28 protein-coding genes are annotated in these 24,901 nt (G+C 68.2%); 15 read left to right on the top strand and 13 right to left on the bottom strand.

The window, feature by feature from the left end:
• From OG976_RS18085 to ddaH, 4 genes are read right to left on the bottom strand one after another with little or no spacing between them, the layout of a single operon-like run.
• Complete coding sequence (locus OG976_RS18085) at positions 1-882, bottom strand: universal stress protein (protein WP_328351551.1); 882 nt, start codon at positions 880-882, stop codon at positions 1-3.
• Entirely contained in the window at positions 879-2,375 is a 1,497-nt protein-coding gene (locus OG976_RS18090) for an amino acid permease (RefSeq protein ID WP_328351554.1), read from the bottom strand. The genes OG976_RS18085 and OG976_RS18090 overlap by 4 nt, the downstream gene beginning before the upstream one ends.
• Positions 2,376-2,411: 36 nt before the next feature.
• Positions 2,412-3,647 (bottom strand): ornithine--oxo-acid transaminase, encoded by a 1,236-nt coding sequence (gene rocD / locus OG976_RS18095; protein WP_328351557.1) that lies wholly within the window; start codon positions 3,645-3,647, stop codon positions 2,412-2,414.
• A 2-nt stretch (positions 3,648-3,649) separates the two neighbouring features.
• Positions 3,650-4,498, bottom strand: a complete 849-nt coding sequence (gene ddaH, locus OG976_RS18100) for a dimethylargininase (RefSeq protein WP_328351559.1) — start codon at positions 4,496-4,498, stop codon at positions 3,650-3,652.
• Between the two features lie 122 nt (positions 4,499-4,620).
• Here ddaH and OG976_RS18105 point away from each other — a divergent pair, with 122 nt between their 5' ends.
• Positions 4,621-5,067 carry an Lrp/AsnC family transcriptional regulator gene (locus OG976_RS18105; protein WP_328351562.1) on the top strand — a complete coding sequence of 149 codons (447 nt, stop codon included), beginning with the start codon at positions 4,621-4,623 and terminating at the stop codon, positions 5,065-5,067.
• 71 nt (positions 5,068-5,138) lie between these two features.
• The gene (locus OG976_RS18110; protein ID WP_328351565.1) at positions 5,139-6,320 is read left to right on the top strand and encodes an NAD(P)/FAD-dependent oxidoreductase; all 1,182 of its coding nucleotides are present in this window, start codon (positions 5,139-5,141) and stop codon (positions 6,318-6,320) included.
• A 17-nt stretch (positions 6,321-6,337) separates the two neighbouring features.
• Here OG976_RS18110 and OG976_RS18115 read toward each other — a convergent pair whose 3' ends face one another.
• The 3 genes from OG976_RS18115 to mftR are packed head-to-tail and all read right to left on the bottom strand — an operon-like array spanning position 6,338 to position 8,787.
• The gene (locus OG976_RS18115; protein ID WP_328351568.1) at positions 6,338-7,597 is read right to left on the bottom strand and encodes a VOC family protein; all 1,260 of its coding nucleotides are present in this window, start codon (positions 7,595-7,597) and stop codon (positions 6,338-6,340) included.
• The gene (locus tag OG976_RS18120) at positions 7,594-8,109 is read right to left on the bottom strand and encodes an RNA polymerase sigma factor (RefSeq protein ID WP_328351571.1); all 516 of its coding nucleotides are present in this window, start codon (positions 8,107-8,109) and stop codon (positions 7,594-7,596) included. The genes OG976_RS18115 and OG976_RS18120 overlap by 4 nt, the downstream gene beginning before the upstream one ends.
• A 48-nt stretch (positions 8,110-8,157) precedes the next feature.
• On the bottom strand, positions 8,158-8,787 hold the full coding sequence (mftR, locus tag OG976_RS18125; RefSeq protein ID WP_328351574.1) for a mycofactocin system transcriptional regulator: 630 nt from the start codon (positions 8,785-8,787) through the stop codon (positions 8,158-8,160).
• Positions 8,788-8,879: 92 nt separating this feature from the next.
• Between mftR and mftA the strand changes: the two genes are divergently transcribed.
• From mftA to OG976_RS18165, 8 genes are all read left to right on the top strand, one after another.
• Positions 8,880-8,975 (top strand): mycofactocin precursor MftA, encoded by a 96-nt coding sequence (mftA, locus tag OG976_RS18130; RefSeq protein WP_167106026.1) that lies wholly within the window; start codon positions 8,880-8,882, stop codon positions 8,973-8,975.
• A gap of 2 nt (positions 8,976-8,977) precedes the next feature.
• Entirely contained in the window at positions 8,978-9,292 is a 315-nt protein-coding gene (gene mftB, locus OG976_RS18135; RefSeq protein ID WP_328351584.1) for a mycofactocin biosynthesis chaperone MftB, read from the top strand.
• Complete coding sequence (gene mftC, locus OG976_RS18140; RefSeq protein ID WP_328351587.1) at positions 9,289-10,458, top strand: mycofactocin radical SAM maturase; 1,170 nt, start codon at positions 9,289-9,291, stop codon at positions 10,456-10,458. The genes mftB and mftC overlap by 4 nt, the downstream gene beginning before the upstream one ends.
• A 2-nt stretch (positions 10,459-10,460) precedes the next feature.
• A complete protein-coding gene (mftD, locus tag OG976_RS18145; RefSeq protein ID WP_328351591.1) occupies positions 10,461-11,651 on the top strand; it encodes a pre-mycofactocin synthase MftD in 1,191 nt (396 codons plus the stop codon).
• A 127-nt stretch (positions 11,652-11,778) separates the two neighbouring features.
• Positions 11,779-12,525 (top strand): mycofactocin biosynthesis peptidyl-dipeptidase MftE, encoded by a 747-nt coding sequence (mftE, locus tag OG976_RS18150; protein ID WP_328351594.1) that lies wholly within the window; start codon positions 11,779-11,781, stop codon positions 12,523-12,525.
• Positions 12,522-13,934, top strand: coding sequence for a mycofactocin biosynthesis glycosyltransferase MftF (gene mftF, locus OG976_RS18155; RefSeq protein ID WP_328351597.1), 1,413 nt, complete (start codon positions 12,522-12,524; stop codon positions 13,932-13,934). Before mftE ends, mftF begins: the two co-directional genes overlap by 4 nt.
• A 21-nt stretch (positions 13,935-13,955) precedes the next feature.
• Complete coding sequence (gene mftG, locus OG976_RS18160; RefSeq protein WP_328363726.1) at positions 13,956-15,380, top strand: mycofactocin dehydrogenase MftG; 1,425 nt, start codon at positions 13,956-13,958, stop codon at positions 15,378-15,380.
• A gap of 72 nt (positions 15,381-15,452) precedes the next feature.
• Positions 15,453-16,109 (top strand): TetR/AcrR family transcriptional regulator, encoded by a 657-nt coding sequence (locus OG976_RS18165; RefSeq protein ID WP_328351600.1) that lies wholly within the window; start codon positions 15,453-15,455, stop codon positions 16,107-16,109.
• Here OG976_RS18165 and OG976_RS18170 read toward each other — a convergent pair.
• Positions 16,075-17,325, bottom strand: coding sequence for a cytochrome P450 (locus OG976_RS18170; RefSeq protein WP_328351603.1), 1,251 nt, complete (start codon positions 17,323-17,325; stop codon positions 16,075-16,077). The genes OG976_RS18165 and OG976_RS18170 overlap by 35 nt on opposite strands.
• Positions 17,326-17,514: 189 nt before the next feature.
• Here OG976_RS18170 and OG976_RS18175 point away from each other — a divergent pair, with 189 nt between their 5' ends.
• Positions 17,515-19,089 (top strand): carboxylesterase/lipase family protein, encoded by a 1,575-nt coding sequence (locus tag OG976_RS18175; protein ID WP_328363729.1) that lies wholly within the window; start codon positions 17,515-17,517, stop codon positions 19,087-19,089.
• Here OG976_RS18175 and OG976_RS18180 read toward each other — a convergent pair.
• Genes OG976_RS18180 through OG976_RS18200 form a run of 5 tightly spaced genes read right to left on the bottom strand, consistent with a single transcriptional unit; the run spans position 19,086 to position 22,516 of the window.
• Positions 19,086-19,685 (bottom strand): TetR/AcrR family transcriptional regulator, encoded by a 600-nt coding sequence (locus tag OG976_RS18180; RefSeq protein ID WP_328351606.1) that lies wholly within the window; start codon positions 19,683-19,685, stop codon positions 19,086-19,088. The genes OG976_RS18175 and OG976_RS18180 overlap by 4 nt on opposite strands.
• On the bottom strand, positions 19,682-20,473 hold the full coding sequence (locus OG976_RS18185) for an SDR family NAD(P)-dependent oxidoreductase (RefSeq protein WP_328351609.1): 792 nt from the start codon (positions 20,471-20,473) through the stop codon (positions 19,682-19,684). Before OG976_RS18185 ends, OG976_RS18180 begins: the two co-directional genes overlap by 4 nt.
• The gene (locus OG976_RS18190) at positions 20,460-20,927 is read right to left on the bottom strand and encodes a VOC family protein (RefSeq protein WP_328351612.1); all 468 of its coding nucleotides are present in this window, start codon (positions 20,925-20,927) and stop codon (positions 20,460-20,462) included. Before OG976_RS18190 ends, OG976_RS18185 begins: the two co-directional genes overlap by 14 nt.
• The gene (locus OG976_RS18195; RefSeq protein WP_328351615.1) at positions 20,927-21,988 is read right to left on the bottom strand and encodes an NAD(P)H-dependent amine dehydrogenase family protein; all 1,062 of its coding nucleotides are present in this window, start codon (positions 21,986-21,988) and stop codon (positions 20,927-20,929) included. The genes OG976_RS18190 and OG976_RS18195 overlap by 1 nt, the downstream gene beginning before the upstream one ends.
• Before the next feature lie 33 nt (positions 21,989-22,021).
• Entirely contained in the window at positions 22,022-22,516 is a 495-nt protein-coding gene (locus tag OG976_RS18200; protein WP_328351618.1) for a hotdog fold domain-containing protein, read from the bottom strand.
• A gap of 437 nt (positions 22,517-22,953) precedes the next feature.
• Between OG976_RS18200 and rpsJ the strand changes: the two genes are divergently transcribed.
• The 4 genes from rpsJ to rplW are packed head-to-tail and all read left to right on the top strand — an operon-like array spanning position 22,954 to position 24,900.
• Positions 22,954-23,259: a 30S ribosomal protein S10 gene (gene rpsJ / locus OG976_RS18205; protein ID WP_003883485.1), complete on the top strand. Its 306-nt coding sequence runs from the start codon at positions 22,954-22,956 to the stop codon at positions 23,257-23,259.
• Positions 23,260-23,273: 14 nt separating this feature from the next.
• A complete protein-coding gene (gene rplC / locus OG976_RS18210; RefSeq protein WP_328351623.1) occupies positions 23,274-23,927 on the top strand; it encodes a 50S ribosomal protein L3 in 654 nt (217 codons plus the stop codon).
• Positions 23,927-24,598 (top strand): 50S ribosomal protein L4, encoded by a 672-nt coding sequence (gene rplD / locus OG976_RS18215; RefSeq protein ID WP_328351626.1) that lies wholly within the window; start codon positions 23,927-23,929, stop codon positions 24,596-24,598. Before rplC ends, rplD begins: the two co-directional genes overlap by 1 nt.
• Complete coding sequence (gene rplW / locus OG976_RS18220; RefSeq protein WP_328351629.1) at positions 24,598-24,900, top strand: 50S ribosomal protein L23; 303 nt, start codon at positions 24,598-24,600, stop codon at positions 24,898-24,900. The genes rplD and rplW overlap by 1 nt, the downstream gene beginning before the upstream one ends.
• The last annotated feature ends 1 nt before the right edge of the window (position 24,901 follow it).

The following is a 24,901-nucleotide window of genomic DNA, read 5'->3' on the forward strand; positions in this document are numbered from 1 at the left end:
TCAGCCCGGAAGCACCAGCACCGGAACGGGGCTGTGCCGCATGATTTTCGTGCCGCGCGAGCCGAGGAACACCCGGGTGATATCGCCGCGCGGTGAGGTACCCAGGGCCAGGATGTCGCCGTCCTGCCACTCGGCGGCGTCGAGCGCCTGGTCCCAGCCGTTGCCGCTGACCACTGCCAACACCGCGTCCTTGCCGACGACGCCATCGGTGCGCAGCTTGGCCAGCATCTCGCGGGCACTGGTCTCCCATGCCGCGAGAATCGAATCCTCGGCGTGCAGGCCGACTTCCGGTGGATACATGGTGCGCCCGCGGACTGCGAAGGTGATCACCCGCAGCGGAACCTCGAGCCGGGTGGCGAGGTCGGCGATCCGTTTCACCACGTGAACCGACTCCGGGGTGCCGGGGTAGCCGCACGTGATGCGGGTCAGCACCCCGGTGCGGGCGGCACGGTAGCCGCGCGGCGCGATCGCCAGCGGCACCGCCGAGGAATGCAGCAGTCGGTCGGCGGTCGAGCCGACCACCACCTGACCGAGCTGGCCATTGGACGACGATCCGAGCACCAGCAGGTCGGCGCCGACCTCGCCGATCACGTCGACCAGTCCACCGGACACCGATCGGTGCGCATGGCTGTGATAGGCGATCTCGACGCCGTCGGCGACGGTCGCCAGGTATCGCTGCGCCTCCTTGGCCGAGTCGGCGCCGAGTTGGTCTGCCCACGAGGCATATTCGGCGTCGATGCGCGCCGGCGACGGGGTGGTCCACGGTTTGGGCACGATTGTCGCCACCGTCAGCGAGGTGCGCAGCGTGCGGGCGGCACCGACCGCCAAGTTCAGCGGGGCGGTGCCGCTCTTCCCGGCCAGGTAGCCGACGACGACCGTCACGACGCGTCCCTGGGCGGGTTGATGATCTCGACTTCCTCGCCGGCCGCCGCGCCGGCGATCACCCCGTCACCGCCGTCGTTCAGTGCGCTGTGATGCCGGCTCCACACCAGGTAGTAGATCAAGGCGACAGTCACCCAGACACTGAACGCGATCCAGGTGTACCAGTGCAGGCTGTAGAGGATGTAGCCACAGGCCAGGATGGCCAGGACCGGCGTGACGGGATAGCCCGGCACTTTGAAGCCGCGCGGCAGATCCGGCTCACGCACGCGCAGGATGATGACACCCAGCGAGACGATCATGAACGCGACCAGGGTGCCGATCGACACCATGTCGGCCAGTTTGTCCAACGGTACGAAGCCGGCGAGGATCGAGACCACCACCGCGACGATGACGGTGTTTCCCACCGGCGTCATGGTTTTCGGGTTCACCTTCGCGAACCGGGCGGGCAGCAGGCCGTCGCGGCCCATGGCGAACAGGATGCGGGTCTGGCCGTACATCACCACCAGCGTCACCGAGAAGATCGAGATCACCGCTCCGGCGGCGAGAACTGTGCTGGCCCAAGTACTTCCGGTGACGTGGTCCAGAATGGTGGCCAGCCCGGCCTCCTCCTGGTTCTCGAACTCCTGCCACGGCTGGGTGCCGAGCGCTGCCACCGCCACCAGGACGTACACGCTGGTGACGACCAGCAGTGCGGCGATGATCGCCTTGGGCATCGTGCGCTGGGGGTCCTTGACCTCGTCGCCGGCGGTCGAGACCGCGTCCAGGCCGATGTAGGAGAAGAAGATCGTGCCCGCTGCCGAGCCGATGCCCGCGACTCCGAACGGTGCGAAGTCGGCGAAGCGGTCGGCCTGGAAGGCGGTGAACGCGATGATCGCGAACATCGCCAGGACACCGAGCTTGATGACCACCATCACCGTGTTGACCGCAGCGGACTCGCTGGCGCCGCGGATGAGCAACAGCGCACACATTACGATCAGCACGATGGCGGGCAGGTTGACCCAGCCCGGATCGGAATCCCACGGCGCCGCGGTCACCATGTGCGGTATCTGGACGCCGAACAGGTTGTCCAGCAGTTTGTTGAGGTAGCCGCTCCAGCCGACGGCGACCGCGGCGATCGACACCCCGTATTCCAGTAGCAGGCAGGCGGCCACACCCATGGCCACGAACTCGCCGAGTGTGGTGTAGGCGTAGGAGTAGGTCGACCCGGAAACCGGTACCGCAGAGGCTAGTTCGGCGTAGCAGATCGCCGCGAGCCCGGCGGCGATGCCCGCGATGACGAACGAGGCGACCACCGCAGGCCCGGCGCTGGGCACGGCAACCGACAGCACGAAGAAGATGCCGGTGCCCACGGTGGCCCCGACGCCGAACATCGTCAGCTGGAAGGTTCCGATGGTCCGCTTGAGGTGATCGGACGCACCGTGTGCGACAGGCGCGCCGATGACGGGCCGCCGGCGCAGCATCTGCTCGGTGAGGGAAATCGACGGGGCCGTCATAGGTGCCTCCTGGGTTGCGGCCGAATCAGCCGATTATCAGCCCGCTTCGCTCAATGCGCATGCGAACTGCTCAACGGCCCAGTCGATCTCTTCGGCGGTGATGACCAACGGTGGGGCGAAGCGCAGCGTCGACCCGTGAGTGTCCTTGACCAGCACGCCGCGTTTGGCCAACGCGATGCTCAGTTGCTTCCCGGTGCCCAGTCGGGTGTCGATGTCGACGCCGGCCCACAGTCCCATGCCCCGCACCCCGAGCGCACCGTGGCCGATGAGCGAGCGCAGGCGCGCATGCAGATGAAGGCCCAATTCAGCTGAGCGGGCTTGGAATTCGCCGCGTTGCAGGATACCTACCACGGTGGTGCCGATGGCCGTCGCCAGCGGGTTGCCGCCGAACGTCGAACCGTGTTCACCCGGATGCAGCACACCGAGCACGTCGCGGTCGGCGACCACCGCCGAGAGCGCAACCACACCACCACCGAGTGCTTTGCCCAGCAGATAAATGTCGGGAACCACGCCCCAGTGGTCGCAGGCGAACGTGTGACCGGTGCGGGCCAGCCCGGACTGGATCTCGTCGGCGATCAGCAGCACATTGCTGTCGGTGCACAGCCTGCGCAACCGCGGCAGGTAGTCGTCGGGCGGGACGATGATGCCCGCCTCACCCTGGATCGGCTCGACGAGGACGGCCACCGTGTGCTCGTCGATCGCGGCAGCCACCGCGTCGGCGTCACCGAAGGGAACCGAGCGGAATCCCGGAGTGAAGGGCCCGAATCCGCCGCGTGCGCTCTCGTCGGAGGAGAAGCTCACGATGCTGATGGTGCGGCCATGAAAGTTGTTGTCGGCCACGATGATGTTGGCCATCCCCTCGGGGACGCCCTTGACGTCGGCGCCCCACTTGCGGGCCACCTTGATACCGCTCTCGACAGCTTCGGCGCCACTGTTCATCGGCAGCACCATGTCCTTGCCGCACAGCTGGGCCAGTGCCGCGCAGAACGGCCCGAGCCGGTCGGAGTGAAACGCACGGCTGACGAGTGTCACCGCGTCGAGCTGGCGGTGCGCGGTGGCGATGATCTCGTCGTTGCGATGGCCGAAGTTCACCGCCGAATAGGCGGCCAGGCAATCGAGGTAGCGGCGCCCCTCGACATCGGTGATCCAGGCGCCCTGCGCACTCGCCGCCACGATGGGCAGCGGTGAGTAGTTGTGGGCGGCGTAGGCGTCGTCGAGTGCGATGGCTGCTGCCGTCGACGAGGGCACCATGCTTGCGACGGTATCGGCCATGGTCACGAAAATACCTCCAGTGTGCAACATTTGACCGATCCGCCGCCCTTGAGCAGCTCGGAGAGATCGACGCCGATCGGGTGGAATCCGGCGTCGTAGAGCTGCTGGGCGAAGCCGGTGGCCTGGGCGGGATGCACGACGTGCTTGCCGTCGGACACCGCGTTGAGTCCCAGTACGTAGGCGTCGGTGCTGGCGACCTCGATAGCGTCGGGGAACAGCTGCTGCAGCCGGGTGCGTGCGGCGTCGGTGAACGCGGGCGGGTAGTAGGCGATCGTGGTGTCGTCGAGAACCGTCAGCGCGGTGTCGAGGTGGTAGAAGCGCGGATCGACGAGCTCCAGCGACACCACCGGCATTCCGGTGTGTGCGGCGATTTCGTGATGCGCCTGCGGGTCGGTCCGAAAGCCGGTGCCGGCCAGGATTATCGAGCCGACGACGAGCAGGTCGCCCTGGCCCTCGTTGATGTGCCGGGTGTGGACGGGGGTGTGTCCGCGCTGGTCCATCCAGCCGGCGTAGGCCGCGGACTCGCCGTGGCGTTCGGCGTGCTTGAAGCGGGCGACGATCGCGGCCCCGTTGATGATCAGGCCCGCGTTGGCGGTGTAGACCATGTCGGGCAGGCCGGGCACCGGGTCGACGAGGTCGACGGTGTGGCCGAGGTTGCGGTAGGTGTCGCGCAGGTTCTCCCACTGGTCGACGGCGCGCTCGACATTGACGGGGGTGGTGGTGTCCATCCAGGGGTTGATCGCGTACTCGACGGTGAAGAACGTCGGCCTGGTCATGACGTAGTGGCGGAGGCGTTGGTTGCGTGCGCGCGGCGCCATGGTGGTGGCGGCGACATCGGGGGACATCGTCATGAATCAACGATATGGTGGCCCTCTTACGCAATCAATCGATACCTATTGCGTCTAGGGGATGACTTTCTTGCGTGGGGGCTATGATAGTGGCGATCTATTGCGTACACAGCTGAGGAGCGGGGATGGACCGTCTCGACGACACCGACGAGCGGATCCTGGCCGAGCTCGCCGAGCATGCGCGGGCGACGTTCGCCGAAATCGGCGCCCGGGTGAATCTGTCGGCGCCCGCGGTCAAGCGCCGGGTGGACCGGATGCTCGACAGCGGTGTCATCCGCGGCTTCACCACCGTCATCGACCGCAGCGCGCTGGGCTGGAACACCGAGGCCTACGTTCAGGTGTACTGCCACGGCACGATCGCGCCAGATCAGTTGCGGGCGGCCTGGATTGACATCCCGGAGGTGATCAGCGCCGCCACCGTCACCGGCACCTCGGATGCGATCCTGCACGTGCTGGCCCGCGACATGCGTCACCTGGAGGCGGCGCTGGAACGCATCCGCTCGAGTGCCGACATCGAGCGCAGCGAGAGCATCGTGGTGCTGTCGAACCTGATCGACCGTTCACCGGCCTGATCAGCTAACCGGTCGGTCGGCAAGGTCGGGCTGGCTGACACATTCCGGCGCTGATCATGTAAGAACAGCACGTGATCAGTAGCGAGAATGGCATCGTCATCGTCGGCGGGGGACTGGCCGCCGCCCGCACCGCCGAGCAGTTGCGCAAGGCGGAGTACGCCGGCCCGGTCACCATCGTCAGCGACGAGGTGCACCTGCCTTATGACCGGCCGCCGCTGTCCAAGGACGTGTTGCATGCCGACCTTGACGACGTCGCACTCAAGCCCGCATCGTTCTACGAGGACAACAACATCACGCTGCGCCTGGGCAGCGCGGCCCGGTCGCTGGACACCGCCGCGCGTACCCTCACGCTGACCGACGGCTCGGTACTGGCCTACGACGAGCTGGTGATCGCGACCGGCCTGATCCCCAAACGCATTCCGTCGTTCCCGGACCTCGAGGGCATCCGGGTGCTGCGCAACTTCGACGAGGCGCTGGCCTTGCGCACCCATGCGGCCTCGGCCCGCAACGCGGTCATCATCGGCGCGGGCTTCATCGGCTGTGAGGTCGCGGCGAGCCTGCGCAAACTGGGCGTGGCCGTGGTGCTGGTGGAGCCGCAGCCGGCGCCGCTGGCGTCGGTGCTCGGTGAGCAGGTCGGCAATCTGGTGACCCGGCTGCACCGCGCCGAGGGCGTCGACGTCCGGACCGGCGTCGGGGTGGCCGAGGTTCGTGGCGACGACGGCCATGTCGGCACCGTGGTGCTGGCCGACGGCAGCGAACTGCCTGCCGACCTGGTGGTGGTTGGCATCGGCTCGCGCCCGGCCACCGACTGGCTGGCGGACAGCGGCATCGAGGTGGACAACGGTGTGGTCTGCGACGCGGCGGGGCGCACCAGTGCCGCGAACGTGTGGGCGCTCGGCGATGTCGCCTCCTGGCGTGATGCCACGGGACATCAAGCCCGCGTGGAACATTGGAGCAATGTCGCCGAGCAGGCGCGGGTGGTGGTGCCGGCGCTGCTGGGCCAGGACCCGCCCGACGTCGTCGTCGTGCCGTATTTCTGGAGCGATCAGTACGACGTGAAGATCCAGTGCCTCGGTGAGCCCGAGGCCACCGACGTCGTGCATGTCGTCGAGGATGACGGCCGCAAGTTCCTGGCGTTCTATGAGCGCGACGGGGCGGTGGTCGGGGTGGTCGGCGGCGGCATGCCGGGCAAGGTCATGAAGACCCGCGCCAAGATCGCCGCCGGCGCACCGATCGCCGACGTCCTGGGCTGACCTCGACCTACAGCCGGCTAGAACTGGCCGAGGTAGAAGCGGCCCCCCTGATCGTCGGCGCATTCGGTCATCAACCCGTAGGGCTGCTGGGCCGGTTCGGTGATGATGCGCCCGCCGGCGTCGTGGACCCGTCCTACGGCAGCGTCGATGTCGGCCACCGTCCACATCGGCACGGTCGACGGCTGGGGTGAGCCGCCCGCGACACCCGCCATCGGCTGGGTGTCGCCGATCTGCCACCCGTCGTCGACTCGGCCCGGCTCGAAGGACCAGCCGAACAACGCGCCGTAGAAGTCCCGGAACAGTGCCGCCTGGCCGACCTCGTAGGTGACGTAGGACAGCTCACCCGGCCCGGCCCCGTTGAGCAGCGGCCGGCGCTGGCCCGGCTCCGGGGCGTAGACCCCGAACGGGTTGCCCGCCGGATCGGTGGCGTCGAACCCCTCGCCGACGGGGAATCGGCGTTGTGCACCGACGCGCCCCCCTGCCGCCGTCACGGCGGCCTGGGCCGCCGCGAGATCGGCGACCGCGTAGCAGCAGAACAGGGTGCTGGGCTCGCCCGCCGACAGACCAATGCGCTCAACGGAATTCGTCACCTCGCCGCGGGAGTCGACCGTCCAGCCCAGGACATGGCCGTAGAACACCGCAGCAAGATCCACGTCGGGGGTGCAGACGCTGGTGTAGCCGATGTCGCCGGGGCGGATCAGCTCGGCTAGCGGTCCGCTGATCATCCAGCGATGGCCGAACGGGTCGCGGATGGTCGCCGAGCGCGACCCGTGTGCCTGGTAGGGCTCGCGCTCCACCCGGGCGCCGTGCCCGCGCGCGCGGGTCAGCACCGCGTCGGTGTCGGGCACGTGCAGCATCAGGCTGACCGACGTCCACTCCGGCGCCGGCGCCCGCAGCCCCATCTCGATGAACTCGTCGGCGAGGTAGAGGACACCGCCGCCGATCGCCAGCTCGGCATGCCCGATGCGGCCGTCGTCCATCACGATCGGGTCGCCGAGCAGTTCGGCGGACAGGGCGTCGCGATACCAGGCGATGGCAGCGCGCCCATCGGCGACCGTCAGGTACGGCAGCGCCGCGGGCCGCGGCGGCTCGGCGGCCGCCGGGGCGTTTTCGGTCAGCGCGGTGAGTGCCGATGTGGTGGTGCTCATCTCGACTCCTTGTGATCCGGGTGGCAGGGACAGTGCCGACTCCAGCCGTGCCCGCAGGCGCGCGGCGAAGGCCGGATTCGGGGCTACCGGAGGATCTTCGGCGTTCAGCACATTCAACGGATCGGTCACTGGACGCCTCCTTCCGGATAGAGGTTTCGAAAGGCCCGGCGGGCCCGTACCAACAGCGCTTCGGTGGCGTGCACGGTGCGACCCATCAGTCGTGCGCACTCGGGTACCGAACAGTCGTCCATGTAGCGCAGCGCCAGCACCGTGCGGTGGACGTCCGGCAATCGGGCGAGCACGCTCTCGGCGACGAGCCGGTCCAATTCGGCCTCCCAGCCGTCGTCGGCCTGCGCGTCGGGCACGTCGGCGACGGTGATGGTCTCGCGGTACTGGCGGCGCCGGTAGTGGTCAGCCAACTTGTGCCGGGCCACCCCGAGCAGCCAGGGCACCGCAATCGGCGGCGGCTGCGGGCGGCGCGCGGCGTCCATGGCGGCCAGGAACGTCTCGGAGGTGAGGTCCTCGGCGGTGGCGCGGTCCGGGCAGCGGCGCACGAAGTAGCCGTACACCACCGGAAGTGCGTCGTCGTACAACTGCAGCAGCCGGCGCGGGGCATCGGTGACGTCCGGATCCGCGCTCACACTTCTATCGTCGTCGCGCGGGGCCGAACTCCGACGGTCCTGCGCGATTTATTTCGGCGAAGCGACCCGGTCGAGCCCGCCGAGGCCGTGGGCCACCGCGTCGAAGGCGTCGCCGAGTGCTCGCGGCAGCGCCACCGACTCGTCGGCGAGCCAGTACTCGTAGGCCGACAGCGCCACCCCGAGCATCAGCCAGGCCACCGACTGCGGCACCAGATCACCGGCTTTGGCGCCGGTGCGCTCGGCCACGAAGGCCGCCACCACACCGCGCCAGCCGGCATACATGGTCATCGAGTGGGCCTGCAGCTCGGCGGTCTGCAGGATCACCCGCATCCGCTGGCGGTGGCGCTGCGTCTCGGACTCGTCAAAGGTGTTGAACGCCAGCAGGGCTGCGCGCAGCGCGGCGCCGATGGGCAGCTCGGGGCTGGCTGCGTCGAGCAGGCTGCGGAAGTGCTGCAGGTGGGAATCGAAGTCGCCCCACGGGATGGCGTTCTTCGACGAGTAGTAGCGAAAGAGCGTGCGCCGCGCGATGCCCGAGGCCTGCGCGACGTCCTCGACGCTGACCTCCCCGAAGCCGTAGGTGGCGAACAGGTCCAGCGCGACGTCGGTGATGTGGTCCTGGGTGGTGGAGCGCCGACGACCGACCCGGGCCCCCGGCTCACCTGCCGAACCACCCGCCATCAACCCACCTCTTCCGTTTCGGCACTCGATGCCATATTCTGGCGACCTCGATCACAATTGTCGAGAACCCAGGCAGAGAAAGGGTGCTTTTGATGGAGCCGAGCCAGAACACCGAGGTTGAGAACGAGTTGGTGACCGAGACCCTCGTCGAAGAGGTCTCGATCGACGGGATGTGCGGGGTCTACTGACCGTGCCCGCCCACGCTGTGGGCGATCCGGCTGTGGCCGGGTCGAGCTTCGACCCGGCCCGCAGCTGGCGTCTGCATCCTCAGGTGGCGGTGCGACCCGAGCCGTTCGGTGCACTGCTCTACCACTTCGGCACCAGGAAGCTGTCCTTCCTCAAGAACCGGACGATCCTAGCCGTCGTCGAGTCGCTGTCCGAATATCCGGACGTGCACTCGGCCCTGCGTGCCGCCGGCGTCGAATCCGACGCCGAGGCGCCCTATCTGCATGCCCTCGGCGTCCTCGCCTCCTCGAACATGTTGACCTGCAAGGAAACCCAATGACCTCGGTAGCACCGGTACCCCGGCTGATCGAGCAGTTCGAGCACGGCTTGGACGCGCCTATCTGCCTGACCTGGGAACTGACCTACGCCTGCAACCTGGCCTGCGTGCACTGCTTGTCCTCCTCGGGCAAACGCGATCCGCGTGAGCTGTCGACCGACCAGTGCAAAGCGATCATCGACGAGCTCGAGCGCATGCAGGTGTTCTACGTCAACATCGGCGGTGGCGAACCCACGGTGCGCCCCGACTTCTGGGAGCTGGTCGACTACGCCACCGCCCATCACGTGGGAGTGAAGTTCTCCACCAACGGCGTTCGCATCACCCCCGAGGTGGCTGCGAAGCTGGCCGCCAGTGACTACGTCGACGTCCAGATCTCCCTGGACGGCGCGACCGCGGAGGTCAACGACGCCGTACGCGGCCCGGGATCGTTCGCGATGGCCATCCGCGCGCTGGAGAATCTCGCCGCGGCCGGCTTCTCCGACGCCAAGATCTCGGTGGTCGTCACGCGGCACAACGTCGACCAGCTCGACGACTTCAAGGCGCTCGCCGACCGCTTCGGCGCAACCCTGCGGATCACCCGGCTGCGCCCGTCGGGCCGCGGTGCCGATGTGTGGGACGAGCTGCACCCCACCGCCGACCAACAGGTCCAGCTCTACAACTGGCTGGTGGCCAGGGGCGACGGGGTGCTCACCGGTGACTCGTTCTTCCACCTGTCGGGCCTGGGTGCACCGGGCGCGCTGGCGGGGCTGAACATGTGCGGTGCCGGCCGAGTCGTCTGCCTGATCGATCCCGTCGGCGACGTGTACGCCTGCCCGTTCGCCATCCACGACCGCTTCCTGGCCGGAAACATCGTGTCCGACGGCGGTTTCGATAATGTCTGGAAGAACGCCCCGCTGTTCCGTGAGCTGCGCGAGCCGCAGTCCGCCGGAGCCTGCGGAAGCTGCGGGCACTACGACAGCTGCCGCGGCGGCTGTATGGCGGCCAAGTTCTTCACCGGCCTTCCGCTGGACGGTCCGGACCCGGAGTGCGTCGAAGGCTACGGCGCGTACGGGCTGGCCGCCGAGCGGGACAAGCCCCGACCCAGTGCCGACCACTCCCGTGGCAAGCCGATCATGCTGACGCTGGCCACCCGCCCGCCGGCCAAGCCCTGTAACGAAAGTCCGATCTAGACATGGCACGTGATACCTGGTTCGAAACCGTCGCAATCGCGCAGGAGCGCTCCAAGAAGCGCCTGCCCAAGTCGGTGTACGCCGCGCTGATCGCCGGCAGCGAAAAGGGCCTGACGATCTCCGACAACGTCGAGGCGTTCGGCGAGCTCGGCTTCGCCCCCCACGTCATCGGCGCATGCGCCAAGCGCGATATGGCGACAACCGTTATGGGACAGGATATTTCGCTTCCGGTCTTGATATCGCCGACCGGTGTGCAGGCGGTGCACCCCGACGGTGAGGTGGCCGTCGCGCGCGCGGCGGCGGCCCGCGGAACCGCGATGGGGCTGTCCTCGTTCGCCAGCAAGCCCGTCGAAGAGGTCGTCGCCGCCAACCCCAAGACCTTCTTCCAGATCTACTGGCTGGGCGACCGCGACGCCATCGCGGCGCGGGCCGACCGGGCCCGGGCCGCCGGTGCGGTCGGGCTGATCGTCACCACCGACTGGAGTTTCTCGCACGGCCGGGACTGGGGCAGCCCCAAGATCCCCGAGAAGATGAACCTGGCCTCCATCGTGAAGCTGTCGCCGGAGGGCCTGGTCCGGCCCCGGTGGTTCCTGGAATGGGCCAAGACGCTGCGCCCACCGGCACTGAGCGTGCCCAATCAGGGCCCACGTGGCGAGGGCGGCCCGCCGTTCTTCCAGGCGTACGGCGAGTGGATGGGCACGCCCCCGCCAACGTGGGAGGACATCGCCTGGCTGCGTGAGTACTGGGGCGGACCCTTCATGCTCAAGGGCGTGACGCGTGTCGATGACGCCAAACGTGCTGTCGATGCCGGTGTTTCGGCGATATCGGTGTCTAACCACGGCGGCAACAACATCGACGGCACCCCGGCTGCCATCCGGGCGCTGCCTGCGGTGGCCGAGGCAGTCGGTGATCAGATCGAGGTTCTGCTCGACGGCGGCATCCGCCGGGGCAGCGACGTGGTCAAGGCGCTGGCGCTGGGCGCCCGCGCGGTGATGATCGGCCGGGCCTACCTGTGGGGCCTGGGCGCCGCGGGGCAGGCGGGCGTGGAGAACGTCCTGGACATCCTCTCCGGCGGGATCGACTCGGTCCTGCGCGGGCTGGGCAAGGCCTCGATCCACGACTTGACTGCCGAGGACGTCTTGATGCCTCCCGGCTTCGCACGAGCGCTGGGCGTGCCGCCGGCCGCGGACTGAGGTCCCGGGGGAGCCGGCCCGGTGTGGCTGGCGTGACGGACGGGACGGCGGTGAACCCGCCGGGCCCGCCCAGGCTCCCCAAAGCGAAAGAAATCGGTATCTCTAGCGAACAATTGGCGCATACCAGGTGAATTCGGCCTACCATCGGCGCGTGGCGCAGCGGAGCGAGTTGGGTAACTCGACATCGGGACAACTCCGCGGCACCTCTCCGACGATCTTGATTCCGGTCGGCTCCACCGAACAGCACGGTCCGCACCTGCCGTTGGATACCGACACCCGGATCGCGACCGCCGTGGCGTCTACGGTCACCGACCGACTCGACCGCGATACTGACTCCGGCAAGTACCTGCTGGCTCCCGCGATCGCCTACGGCGCTTCCGGTGAGCACGAGGGCTTCCCCGGCACCGTGTCGATCGGTACCGAGGTGCTGACCGCCGTCCTGGTCGAATACGGCCGCTCGGCGTGCGGCTGGGCTGATCGGATCGTTTTCGTCAACGGCCACGGCGGCAACCTGGAGGCGATGCGGTCCGCGGTCGCCCAGCTGCGGCGGGAGGGTCGCGACGCGGCCTGGAGCCCGTGCGTCGCGCAGGACGGCGATGCCCACGCCGGGCACACGGAAACATCTGTATTGCTACATATTTCGCCTGCCGACGTGCGGACCGAGGACTGGTGTAGCGGGAACCGGGAGCCACTGGCTACCCTGTTGCCCCAGATGCGCAGTGGGGGAGTTGCCGCGGTGAGTGAGGTGGGCGTGCTGGGTGACCCGACGACGGCGACCGCGCTCGACGGCGAACGCATCTTCAGCCAGATGGTCGCCGACTGTTACCGGCGCGTGCAGCGGTGGAGCCCTGCTCCCGACGGAATGCTCTTATGAGCCAGCACCGGCTGCCTGACGGTTTCGCCGTCCAAGTCGATCGGCGGGTGCGCACCCTGGCCTCGGGATCGGCGCTGCTGGGTGGTTCACCCACCCGGCTGCTGCGACTGGCCCCGGCGGCGCAGACCCTGCTCGACGGTGGACGGCTGGAGGTTCGCGACGCCGTCAGCGCGCAGTTGGCCCGTACCCTGCTGGACGCCACCGTGGCTCATCCCCGCCCGGCGGGCGGTCCCTCGCACCGGGATGTCACCGTGGTGATCCCGGTGCGCGACAACGCCTTCGGACTGTACCGGTTGGTGATGTCGATGCGCGCCATGCGGGTGGTGATCGTCGACGACGGTTCCCAGACTCCGGTGTCGGCCAGTGATTTCGAGGGCGCCCGCTGTGATGTCGAGGTCGTTCGACATGGCCGCAGCAAGGGTCCTGCTGCTGCGCGTAACACCGGATTAGCCTTGTGCACAACAGATTTCGTTGCCTTTCTGGACTCCGATGTGGTGCCTCAGCGGGGGTGGCTCGAAGCGTTGCTCGGCCATTTCTGCGATCCCGCTGTCGCCCTGGTCGCCCCCCGAATCGTCGGCCTGGGCCACAGCGATCAACTGGTCGCCCGCTACGAGGCGGTCCGATCGTCGCTCGACCTGGGCGAGCGCGAGGCGCCGGTGATGCCCTACGGTCCGGTGTCCTACGTTCCGAGTGCGGCCGTCATCTGCCGGCGCTCGGTGCTGCTGGAACTCGGCGGCTTCGACGAGACGCTGCCCTCTGGCGAGGATGTCGACCTGTGCTGGCGCCTGATCGAATCCGGCTCGCGGTTGCGCTACGAACCGATCGCCCTGGTGGCCCATGAGCACCGCACCAAGATGCGGGACTGGTTGGGGCGCAAAGCGTTCTATGGAAGCTCGGCGGCCCCGCTGTCGATTCGCCATCCGGACAAGACGGCCCCGGTCGTGATCTCGGCCTGGAGCCTGCTGGTCTGGCTGCTGATGGCCCTGGGCTCCTCGCCGGGTTACCTGGCATCGTTGGCGTTCGCCGGATTCACCACCCGGCGGATGGCCAAGACGATGCAGAACACCGACGCCGGACCGCGCGACGTCGCGATCCTGACGCTGCGTGGAATCGGCGCGGCAGCCCGGCAGCTGGCCGCCGCGATCTGTCGGCACTACTGGCCGCTGGCGCTGGTGGCCGCACTGTTCTCCCGGCGCTGCCGGCAGGCCGTTCTGGTGGCTGCGCTGCTCGACGGGGTGCTGGACTGGTTCGCCCGCAACCGCGGCGGCGACGGTGAGAGCAAGCCGGTGGGCCTGGTGGCCTACGTGCTGCTCAAGCGCCTCGATGACCTCGCCTACGGGGCAGGCCTGTGGACCGGTGTCGTCCGGGAGCGAACCCTGCGGCCGCTCAAGCCCCAAATCAAGACCTGATCGACGGGCCGGGTCGTCGACATCACTCACAGTGACGTTCTCATCGTCGGCGCGGGCAGCGCCGGATCCGTTCTGGCTGAACGGCTCTCGAGTGACCCCTCGTGCCGTGTCACAGTGGTCGAGGCCGGCCGCGGACCGGCCGAACCCGGTGTCCGGGCTCTGACGTCCAACGGGCTGCAACTGCCGATCGGCGCCGCCAGCACCGTGGCCCGCCGTTACCGGACGGCGCTCACCGAGAACCCGGTCCGGACGGCCGACATCGTTCGGGGCGCCACCGTCGGTGGTTCCGGCGCGGTCAACGGCGGATACTTCTGCCGGGCCCTGCCCGAGGATTTCGACGGCCCAGGAATACCGGGCTGGTCCTGGGCGCAGGTGAGCGGACACTACCGGGCCGTCGAAACCGACCTCGACTTCCCGCACCAGGATGACGGCGGTCCCATCGCGGTCAGGCGTACCCACGAATTCTTCGGCAGCACAGCGACGTTCGTTGATGCCGTGCACTCGGCCGGGTATCACTGGCTGCCGGACCTCAACGCCGAACCGGTCGGTGACAACACCCCGCCCGGCATCGGTGCCGTTCCGCTGAACATCGTCGACGGTGTCCGCACCGGCCCCGGCGCGGCGTTCCTCGGGCCGGCCCTCGACCGGCCCAACCTGGCGGTGCTGGCTGGGCACCGGGTACTGCGCCTGCGCCTGAACGGAACGCGGGTGACCGGAGTGGACGCGATCGGGCCGGGCGGGCCGGTCGCCCTGTCCGCCGATCGGGTTGTTCTCTCCGCAGGCGCTATCGAGTCGGCGCATCTGCTCATGCTGAGCGGCATCGGACCTGCCACCGCCCTGCGCGACGCCGGGGTCCGGGTCGTCGCCGACCTGCCGGTCGGTCAGCGCACCTGGGATCACCCCGAGTGGGTGATTCCGACCACCTGGGCGGTCGCGCCCGGGCGCCCGGTCCTGGAGGTGCTGCTCCTCGACGGGGACGTCGAGATTCGGCCCTATACCGGGGGTTTCATCTCGATGGTGGGCGATGGCAGTGCGGGCGCCCCGGACTGGCCGCACCTCGGGGTGGCACTGATGCGGCCCCGCTCCCACGGCCGCGTGACGCTGGTCTCCGCCGATCCCGCCCAGCCCCCGCTCATCGAGCACCGCTACGACAGCGAACCAGGCGATGTCGCCGAACTGCGTCGCGGACACCAGCTGGCAGTCGAGATCGCCGGGACGACAACCACACTCGGCGAACCGATGTGGTCGACATCGCAACACCTGTGCGGTACCGCGCCCATGGGTCTCGACGGCGACGAGTACGCCGTGGTTGACCCGCGCTGCCGGGTCCGTGGTCTCGACGGGCTGTGGGTGGTCGACGGATCGATCCTGCCGAGGATCACCAGCCGGGGCCCGCATGCCACCATCGCGATGATCGGCCACCGTGCCGCGGAGTTCGTCTGCTGATCTCAGGCAGACGGCTATCGGTACCCTTGTCAGGCTGGATCGGGGTGGCATGAGCCGGGGAAGGAGTGCACTATGGCGGGCCAACGCAGCGACCCGCGGCCGGCGCGCTCCCGCGCGCGGCTGCTGGATGCGGCGACCGCTCTGCTGCGCACCGGCGGCCCCAGCGCGGTGACCGTCGACGCCGTGACCCGCGGTGCCAACGTCGCCCGTGCCACCCTCTATCGCCACTTTCCCAGTGGCAACGACCTGCTGGCCGCGGCGTTCAACAGTCTGATCCCGCCGGCACCGATGCCGCAGGAGACCGGCTCGCTACGCGAGCGACTGGTGGCCCTGGTGCAGGCGCAAGCCGAGCTGATCGCCGACACCCCGGTGCTGCTGACCGCCACCTACTGGCTGGCGCTGGGCCCCGACATGGAACGGATTCCCGGTAGCGGCGACGGGGACAGCACCGAGATCAGCACCCTGCGTGAACGGATCGCCCAGCAGTACGGCGCCCCGTTCGACGCGATCTTCGACAGCCCGGAGGCCGCCGCGGAACTCGGCGAGGTGGACCGGGCGCAGGCCATCATGCTGCTGATCGGACCGCTGGTCGCCGGACGGATCAGCACCCTGACCGACTTCGACTACCGCGAGTGCGCGCGTAAAGCGGTGGAGGGCTTTCTGGCCGTCCACCGCAAGCCCGCGCCGCCCGAGGTCACTTCAGCTCGACCCGAATCGGAAGGTGCTTGAGGCCGCCGACGAACGTCGTGGCCATCAGTTCCGGTTTCCCTGCCAGCTCAATGGATTTGATCCGCGGGATCAGTTCGGTGAAGAAGCTGTTCATCTCCATGCGGGCCAGTGAGGCGCCGAGGCAGAAGTGCACGCCGTAGCCGAACGACAGATGCTTGTTGGGATCGCGGCCGACGTCGAACTTGTCGGCGTTGGCGAAGACCTCTTCATCGCGGTTGGCCGAAACGTAGGTCAGGTGTACGGCTTCGCCCTTGGCGATCTTCACACCGCGCACCTCGGTGTCCTCCTGGGCGGTCCGCATGAACTCCTTGACCGGCACCACCCAGCGGATCATCTCCTCGACCGCGGTACCCATCAGTGACATGTCGTTCTGCAGCCGGGCCAGCTGATCGGGATGCTCCAGCAGCGCCCGCAGGCCGCCGGCGATGCCTGCGCTGGTGGTGTCGTGACCGGCGCTGGCCACGATGACGTAGTAGGACAGGGTGTCCATGTCCGACAGCGGCTCACCGTTGATCTTGGCGTTGGCGATCGCCGAGGCGAGGTCCTCGGTGGGGGTCTGTCGGCGCGACGCCGTCAGCGCCGAGAAGTAGTTGAAGAAGTCCATCAGCACCGCCAGCATGTCGTCGACGTCGCCGCCGCGCTGGAACTCCTCGTCGTTGCCGCCGAACATCTCCTGGGTCAGCTTGAGCATGCGGGGGAAGTCCGAGTCCGGCAGGCCCAGCATGGTCAGGATGATGTAGAGCGGGTAGTTGACCGCGATCTCGGTCATGAAGTCGAGTTCCGGCCCCTTCTCGGCCATCTTGTCGACCCAGATCTTGGCCAACTCGTCACAGCGAGCCTTGAGTGACTTGAGCACCGAGGGCCGGAACCAGTCGGCGCCGACCTTGCGGACATCGCGGTGATGTGGGTCGTCCATGTGGATCAGCGTCCGCAGTCCGGAACCGGCTTCCAGGTCGCGCAGCAGCTTCTCGTCCGCCTCGGTGATCGCCAGCAGGGGCCGAGGGTAGTTCGTGAACAGGTCGTTCTGCCGTTCGATGTCCATGATGTCGGAGTGCTTGGTGATCGCCCAGAACGGCCGGTAGCCCTCGACGTCGACCCAGGACACCGGGGCATGCGCGCGCAGGTGGGCCAACGCTTCGTGCAGCCGTTTCTCATCGGTGTAGGCCTGCGGGTCGGCCAGAACACGGGCTGCGGGGTCCATGATCCGGGTGGTCATACGGGTCTCCTCGCTCACTGATGCGCAAAACTTGACGGGTGTCAGGTTAGTAGTGTGGGTGATGCTCGCCGATAGGGGAAGTCATTTCGGGTGATTGAGGACTGAAGGCCCTGTCCCGGCTCCCGCGTAGGCTCGATTTCCGTGCCCCACCGAACCCCCCGCCGACTCCTGGCGGTCGTTGCGGCCCTGATGAGCCTCCTGCTGGTGACCGGGTGCGGCCGCGGTGACGGTGAATCGGACTCCTCGGCCGCCGCCACACCGTCGCCCCAACCGACGGTGGTGCACACCAGTGGCGGCGAGGTTCGCGGCGTCGCCGCTCCGGGATACCGGGTGTTCAACGGAATCCCCTACGCGGCATCGCCAGTGGGCGAGCTGCGCTGGCAAGCGCCCGCGCCGGTGGCGCCGTGGCAGGGCGTGCGTGACGCCACCAGGCCAGGCCTGCGCTGCCCGCAGGACACCCGTAGCGATCCCGACTACGGGCGTCCGACCGGTGAGGACTGCCTGAACCTCAACGTCTGGACCCCGGACGGAGCCACCCCGGCCACCCCTCGACCGGTGATGGTCTGGATCCACGGCGGCGGCTTCCTCAATGGCAGCGCCGACATCTACGACGCGCGGTGGATGGCCACCCAGGGCGACATCGTCGTCGTCACGGTGAACTACCGGCTGGGCACGCTCGGCTTCCTGGCTCACCCGGGGCTGAGCCCACACGGTGACGCGGGCAACTACGGACTGGCCGATCAGCAGGCCGCGCTGCACTGGGTGCGCGACAACATCGGCGCATTCGGTGGCGATCCGGCCAAGGTCACCATCGCAGGGGAATCCGCAGGAGCGATGTCGGTGTGTGACCATCTCGTCGCGCCCGGATCCGCCGGGCTGTTTCGCGCGGCGATCCTGCAGAGCGGGCCCTGCCAGACCCAGGCCGACCGGCCCACCGCACAGCGGGTCAGCCTGGACTACGCCGGCCGGGTCGGCTGCCCCGATCCGGCGACCGCCGCGCAGTGCCTGCGTGCCATGCCCGTCGACCGCTTGCAGCGTCCGCCGCTGTACGTCGGTTTCGGTGCCGACCGGCTCACCGGTCCGGTCACCGGAACCGACAGGCTGCCCGTCGACCCGATGACGGCGTTCGCTCTCGGCAGAGTCCCCCGGGTGCCCGTGCTCATCGGCACCAACACCGACGAGTTCACCCTGTTCGTTGCCGTCGAGTACCTCCGAGGGCACGGATTGCCGCCGTATCCGAAGCTGCTGGCCGACACGTTCGGTGCCGACGCGGCGGCGGTGGGTGCGCACTATCCGCTGCAGCGCTACGACGGCAGTACCGGCGGGGCTTATTCGGCGGCCGTAACTGACGGTGAATTCGCTTGCCCGGCAAATAAAATGGGGGACAGCCTGGCGCGCAGCGGCCCGGTCTACGCCTACGAGTTCAACGACCGCACCGCTCCGGCGCCCGACCCGTTCCATCGGGTGCCGTTTCCGGTCGGCGCCAGCCACGGGCTCGACCTGCGCTATCTGTTCGACATCGGTGGGGCGCCGCCGCTGAATCCGGCGCAGCGGGAGCTCTCCGACCAGATGATCGGTTACTGGAGCCAGTTCGTGAAGACCGGCGCCCCAGACGTCGACGGCTTACCGGACTGGCCGCAGCTGGGCGCTGATTCGGCCACCGGTCCGCGGTTGTCGTTGCAAACCGGGGCGCCGTCGGTCGTCACCGATTACGCCGCTCGCCATCAGTGTCAGTTCTGGGCGACGCTCAAGGGCGCGCGCTAGCCCCGCCACCGGGGATGTTCGAGGACGGCGAGTGCGTCCTGCACGTCGCGGGACAGCGACCGGCGACGGGTGTGGCCATCGCGCACCCAGCGTTGGAACGCGAAATCTGCTGCTGCCAGCGATAATTGGACCAGCAGGCCGGGCTTGCTGTCTTCGGCGGGGTCGAGTCCCATCCGGTCGGCGATCAGTTCGACCAGACGGTTGCGGTCCGGGCCGGCGAGCAGGGTCACCCGGTCGAGTAACTCCGGTGCGGTCAGGATCACCGCCAGCCAGTTCTGCAGGTCGACATCGTCGAAGGACCCGACCCGCCCGATGATGGCTGCCGCCAGCGCGAGGTCGGGTGGTTCCTCCGACGGCCGTCGCTGCAGCAGTGCCGCTATCGCCGCGCCGCCGCGGTGGACCTCGCCGAGTAGCAATTCCTCCTTGGTGGCCACGTGACGGAAGAACGTCCTGGGCGACACCGCCGCCTCGGCCGCGATGTCCTCGGTGGTCACGTTGGCGTAGCCCCGCGCAGCGAACAGGCGGTAGGCCGCGGCGTGGATGTCCGACCGCACCTGGGCGCGTTGCCTGTCACGCAGCGAGGGTGTGTCGGTCACCGGAAGGTTCCCATCCCGCCGTCGACGTGGATGGTCTGCGCGGTGAGGTAGGACGCATCCGCGCTGACCAGGAAAGCGACCATCGCGCCGATGTCCTCGTGGGTATCGCCGACGCGTTGCAGCGGGATGCCTTTGACGACCTTGCCGTAGACGTCGGGGAACGACTCGCTCCATCCCCGCACGCCGTCGGAGTTGGCGAAGGGACAGATCACGTTGACCCGGATGTTGTCGGATCCCCATTCCAGGGCTGCGACCTTCGACATCCCCCGGATCGCCTCCTTGGCCGCGGCGTAGGCGCCGAACCAGGTTTGCCCGCCGGTGCCGCTGCCAGACCCGAGGTTCACGATCGATCCGCCGCCCGCGGCCTTGAGCACCGGGTAGGCCGCCTGCATCAGAAAGAAGGTCGCCCGTGGCCCGATATCGAAGACCAGGTCGTAGTCCACCATGGTGATGTCGCCGAACGGCTTTGGTTCGTTGCTGGCGATGGCGTTGTTGACCAACGCGTCGAGTCCGCCGAAGTGCTGGACCGCGGTGTCGACGATCTGGGAGTAGCTGGTGCGGTCGCACAGATCAGCGACCAGTCCGACGGCCCGGTGTCCCTCGGCCGCGAACTGGTCGGCCACCTTGGTGACCTTCGGGTTGCGGTCGACCAGCAGCACCGCCGCACCGCGTTCCAGCAGGGCCTCGGTGATGCCCCGGCCGACGCCCAGCGCGGCGCCGGTGACGATCGCGCGCAGGCCGGTCAGGGACCTGGGATGCCAGTATGTCGTCCCGTCATCGGATGCCACGGTGTAGTTCCTCCGATGTCCTTGCCGGCGTTGGGAATTCGATGAATTCGACGGAAGTCCCGTCGGGGTCTTTGACGAAGAACATCCGCACCCCGGCGATCTCGAAGGGCGCTTGGTCGGGTTCGTGGCCGGCCGCCCGGACCCGGCGATAGGTGTCGTCGAGGTCGGCCACCGACAGTGAGATGTTCTGGTTACCCACGATCGACCTGCGGGCCGGGCGGGCCGGGCCGCCCAGTGACAGCAGCTCGAGCATCACCCCGCCGACCAGGCCACCGACGACCCGCCCCTGCTGGCCTGCGGAGCCGCCGAGTGCCTCGTCGAATGGTTGGCCGGACATGCTTTGGTCGAACACGACGTCCATCCCGAGCAGGCCCCGGTAGAAGGACAGCGCCCGGTCCATCTCCGTCACGCCGACCACCAGGTGCGAGAACCGTAGGTCGGCAAGCGGTTCCATCAGCGGGCCAGGTCGGGGGCCGCTCGGCCGGCGATGAGCGGCAGGTCCAGGTAGGTCTTGATGCCGGGTGCGGCGTCACACACGTAGGGGATGGCGCTGATGCAGTGGTTGGCGGTGGCGACCACCCCGGGATTGCGGATCAGCCCTTCGGCGACCGTCTCGGGCTGCAGCCCCTTGAAGGTCAGTGAGACGTCGGGGTCGCCGGTGATCTCGACCTCGAAGCGTTCCCCTTGCTCGCCCAGAGTCCACGGCGGATCGAGTTCGACTTCGCACATCAGCCAGTTCACCGCCGCGGTGACGACCGGGGTGTCATCGACGATGGCCTGCCAGCGGAACCGCCGGGCGGCCACGGTGCCGGCTTCCATCGGCACCACGAGTTCGTCGGTGCCGGTGACGGCGACCGCGACCTCCTGGGTGGAGCGGATGCGCGGCTCGGCGCGGAATCCCAACTGGTCGGTGACCATCCGCACCGAGGCCTTGAAGCCGGCCTCCAGCAGTGCGGCGATCGGTCCGCTCATCGCCTGTTCCGGGGTTAATCCGAACCCCATCACCTCACGCACCACCAGGGGAGCGTTGTAGGTGCGGATGTCGGAGAACTCCTCGGCGCGCACGTGGGTGATGGCCGAGGACAGCGACGACACCATCAACGGAAAGCGTTCGGTGATGCCGCCGGGGTGGATGCCCGAACCGTGCAGTGTCGCCCCGCCGGCCAGGCACGCCTCTTCGATGGCCTGCACCGCCGGGTTCTGCAGGTCGGGGTACACCCAGCCGACCGGCGTGACGACGTTCTTGCCCGACCGCAGGATTGCGGCGACCACCTGATCGTCGGGGAGCAGTGGTGAGTACATGACGCAGTCGGCGTCGAGGGCGAGCAGCGCCTCGATGTCGGTGGTGGCCGCGACACCGATCGGCTCCTGACCGATCAGCTCGCCGACGTCGCGGCCGTTCTTGTCGTCGCTGTGGACCCAGCAGCCGACGAGTTCGAGTTCGGGATGGCGCAGCACGCCCTGGATGGCCGCCTTGCCGACACCGCCGGTGGCCCACTGGATGACTCGGTACATGCTCGGCATGCTATGCCGTTATGGCAGTAACTGTCAGCAATTCCGCGCGGGTGTGACCCAGGTGGTGATCTCGGCACGGAACACCTCGGTGCCGGCTCGGTCGTAGGCGCTGACCGGCACGACGATCTCGGCGCCCTCGGTGAGGGCGGTGAAGTCCGGCGGGTCCAGCCGGGCGCAGGCCCGCAGTGACGTCGTGGCCTTGTGCAGGTACTGCACGTCCATCGCCTTCGGGATCCAGCGATGCGTGGTCGGTACCGTCGCTTCCATCAGCATCCCCATCGCCATCTCGGCGGCGTTGCACATCGCGATCGCGTGCACGGTGCGCAGGTGGTTGTAGGTCAGGATCCACTTGCGGATGCCGACCTCGGCGTATCCGGGTTCCATGCGCACGACGTGGGGCAGGACTGTCGCGAAGAACGGCACCCGGGCGGCCGCCATGGCGGAGAACGCCACCTTGCCGCCGGGGTAGCAGGACAGTCGTTGCCAGATTCGGTAGGTGCCCGTCGTTGTCCCGGGGGGCGTAGCCATGACGGCCGACCTTACTCCGCGGTAAGATAACCCGCCGGGCCGGATCGCTGCAGCGCCGGCGCACGTACGCTGAGCAGGCAGTGCAGGAATTCGGCTGGCGCTCGAGCGAATTTGGCTGGCGCTCGAGCGAATTTGGCTGGCGCCGCGATCTGAGGCATACTGTTCGGGTTGCCTTGAGCCGGGTTCGCACCCTGTCGGGAGCGTGCCGCTCAAGGTGTACGACCGGCGCCCAAACGGGCGCGTCCGGTCCCATCCTCGGAGTGCGACGGATTTTCCCGCGCCTTTGAGGCCGCGTGAGGGCGACACACCCGACCGCGGGGGCCGGAGCACCAGGACAGGTAAAGAGCGGCGGCGACAGCCAGCGCGACGCTTTCGGGCGTAGCGCAGACCACCGTGTCCCCTTGCGGGGACCAAGCAGGAGTGAAGGTAGGAGAAGCGTGGCGGGACAAAAGATCCGCATCAGGCTCAAGGCCTACGACCATGAGGCCATTGACGCCTCGGCGCGCAAGATCGTGGAAACGGTCACTCGAACCGGCGCCAGTGTGGTCGGCCCAGTGCCGCTGCCGACGGAAAAGAACGTGTACTGCGTCATCCGCTCACCGCATAAGTACAAGGACTCGCGGGAGCACTTCGAGATGCGTACTCACAAGCGGCTCATCGACATCCTCGACCCGACGCCGAAGACGGTTGACGCGCTCATGCGCATCGATCTGCCGGCCAGCGTCGACGTGAACATTCAGTAGGAGTCGGCGGACAGATGGCTAGAAAAGGAATCTTGGGTACGAAGCTGGGCATGACCCAGGTCTTCGACGAGAACAATCGCGTGGTCCCGGTGACGGTCGTCAAGGCCGGCCCGAACGTGGTGACCCGCATCCGCACGCCCGAGCGTGACGGCTACAGCGCGGTGCAGCTCGCCTACGGCGAGATCAGCCCCCGCAAGGTCAACAAGCCGGTCACCGGCCAGTTCGCCGCCGCCGGGGTCAACCCGCGCCGGCATCTGGCCGAGCTGCGCCTGGACGACGAGGCCGCGGCCGCCGAGTACGAGGTCGGCCAGGAGCTGACGGCGGAGATCTTCGCCGACGGCGCCTACGTCGACGTCACCGGCACCAGCAAGGGCAAGGGCTTCGCCGGCACCATGAAGCGTCACGGCTTCAAGGGCCAGGGCGCCAGCCACGGTGCCCAGGCAGTGCACCGCCGGCCGGGCTCGATCGGTGGCTGCGCCACCCCGGGCCGTGTCTTCAAGGGCACCCGCATGTCGGGCCGGATGGGTAGCGACCGCATCACCACGCAGAACCTGCTGGTGCACAAGGTCGATGCCGAGAACGGCGTCCTGTTGATCAAGGGTGCGGTCCCCGGCCGCACCGGCGGCCTGGTGATGGTTCGCACGGCGGTCAAACGAGGTGAGAAGTAATGAGTCTCAAGATTGACGTCCATACCCCGGGCGGCACGAAGGACGGCAGCGTCGAGTTGCCTGCCGAGCTGTTCGACGTGGAAGCCAACGTGGCGCTGATGCACCAGGTTGTCATCGCGCAGCTGGCCGCCAAGCGTCAGGGCACCCACGCGACCAAGACTCGCGCTCAGGTCTCCGGCGGTGGCAAGAAGCCGTACCGGCAGAAGGGCACCGGCCGCGCCCGTCAGGGCTCGACCCGCGCGCCGCAGTTCGCCGGTGGTGGTGTGGTGCACGGCCCGCAGCCGCGCGACTACAGCCAGCGGACCCCGAAGAAGATGATCGCCGCCGCGCTGCGCGGCGCGTTGTCCGACCGGGCCCGCAACGAGCGCATCCACGCGGTGACCGAGTTGGTCGCCGGCCAGGCGCCGTCGACCAAGAGTGCCAAGACGTTCCTGGGCGCGCTGGTTCCGGATCGCACGCCCGGCAAGAACACCAAGGTGCTCGTCGTCATCGGGCGCAGCGACGAGGTCGGCGCGAAGAGCGTGCGCAACCTGCCCGGTGTGCACGTGATCTCGCCCGATCAGCTCAACACCTACGACGTGCTCAACGCCGACGACGTGGTGTTCAGCGTGGAGGCCCTCAATGCCTACATCGAGCACGCCGCGAAGGCGAAGCAGGAGGTGTCCGCCTGATGGCTATCCAGACTGATCCCCGCGACATCATCCTGGCTCCGGTCATCTCGGAGAAGTCGTACGGACTGATCGAGGACAACGTCTACACGTTCATCGTCCACCCGGACTCGAACAAGACGCAGATCAAGATCGCCATCGAGAAGATCTTCGCTGTGAAGGTCGACTCGGTGAACACCGCCAACCGGCAGGGCAAGCGCAAGCGCACCCGGACCGGCTACGGCCAGCGCAAGAGCACCAAGCGCGCGATCGTGACCCTGGCCCCCGGCAGCAAGCCGATCGACCTCTTCGGAGCACCGGCCTAGC

It is taken from the genome of Mycobacterium sp. NBC_00419, from assembly GCF_036023875.1.
GTDB lineage: Bacteria > Actinomycetota > Actinomycetes > Mycobacteriales > Mycobacteriaceae > Mycobacterium.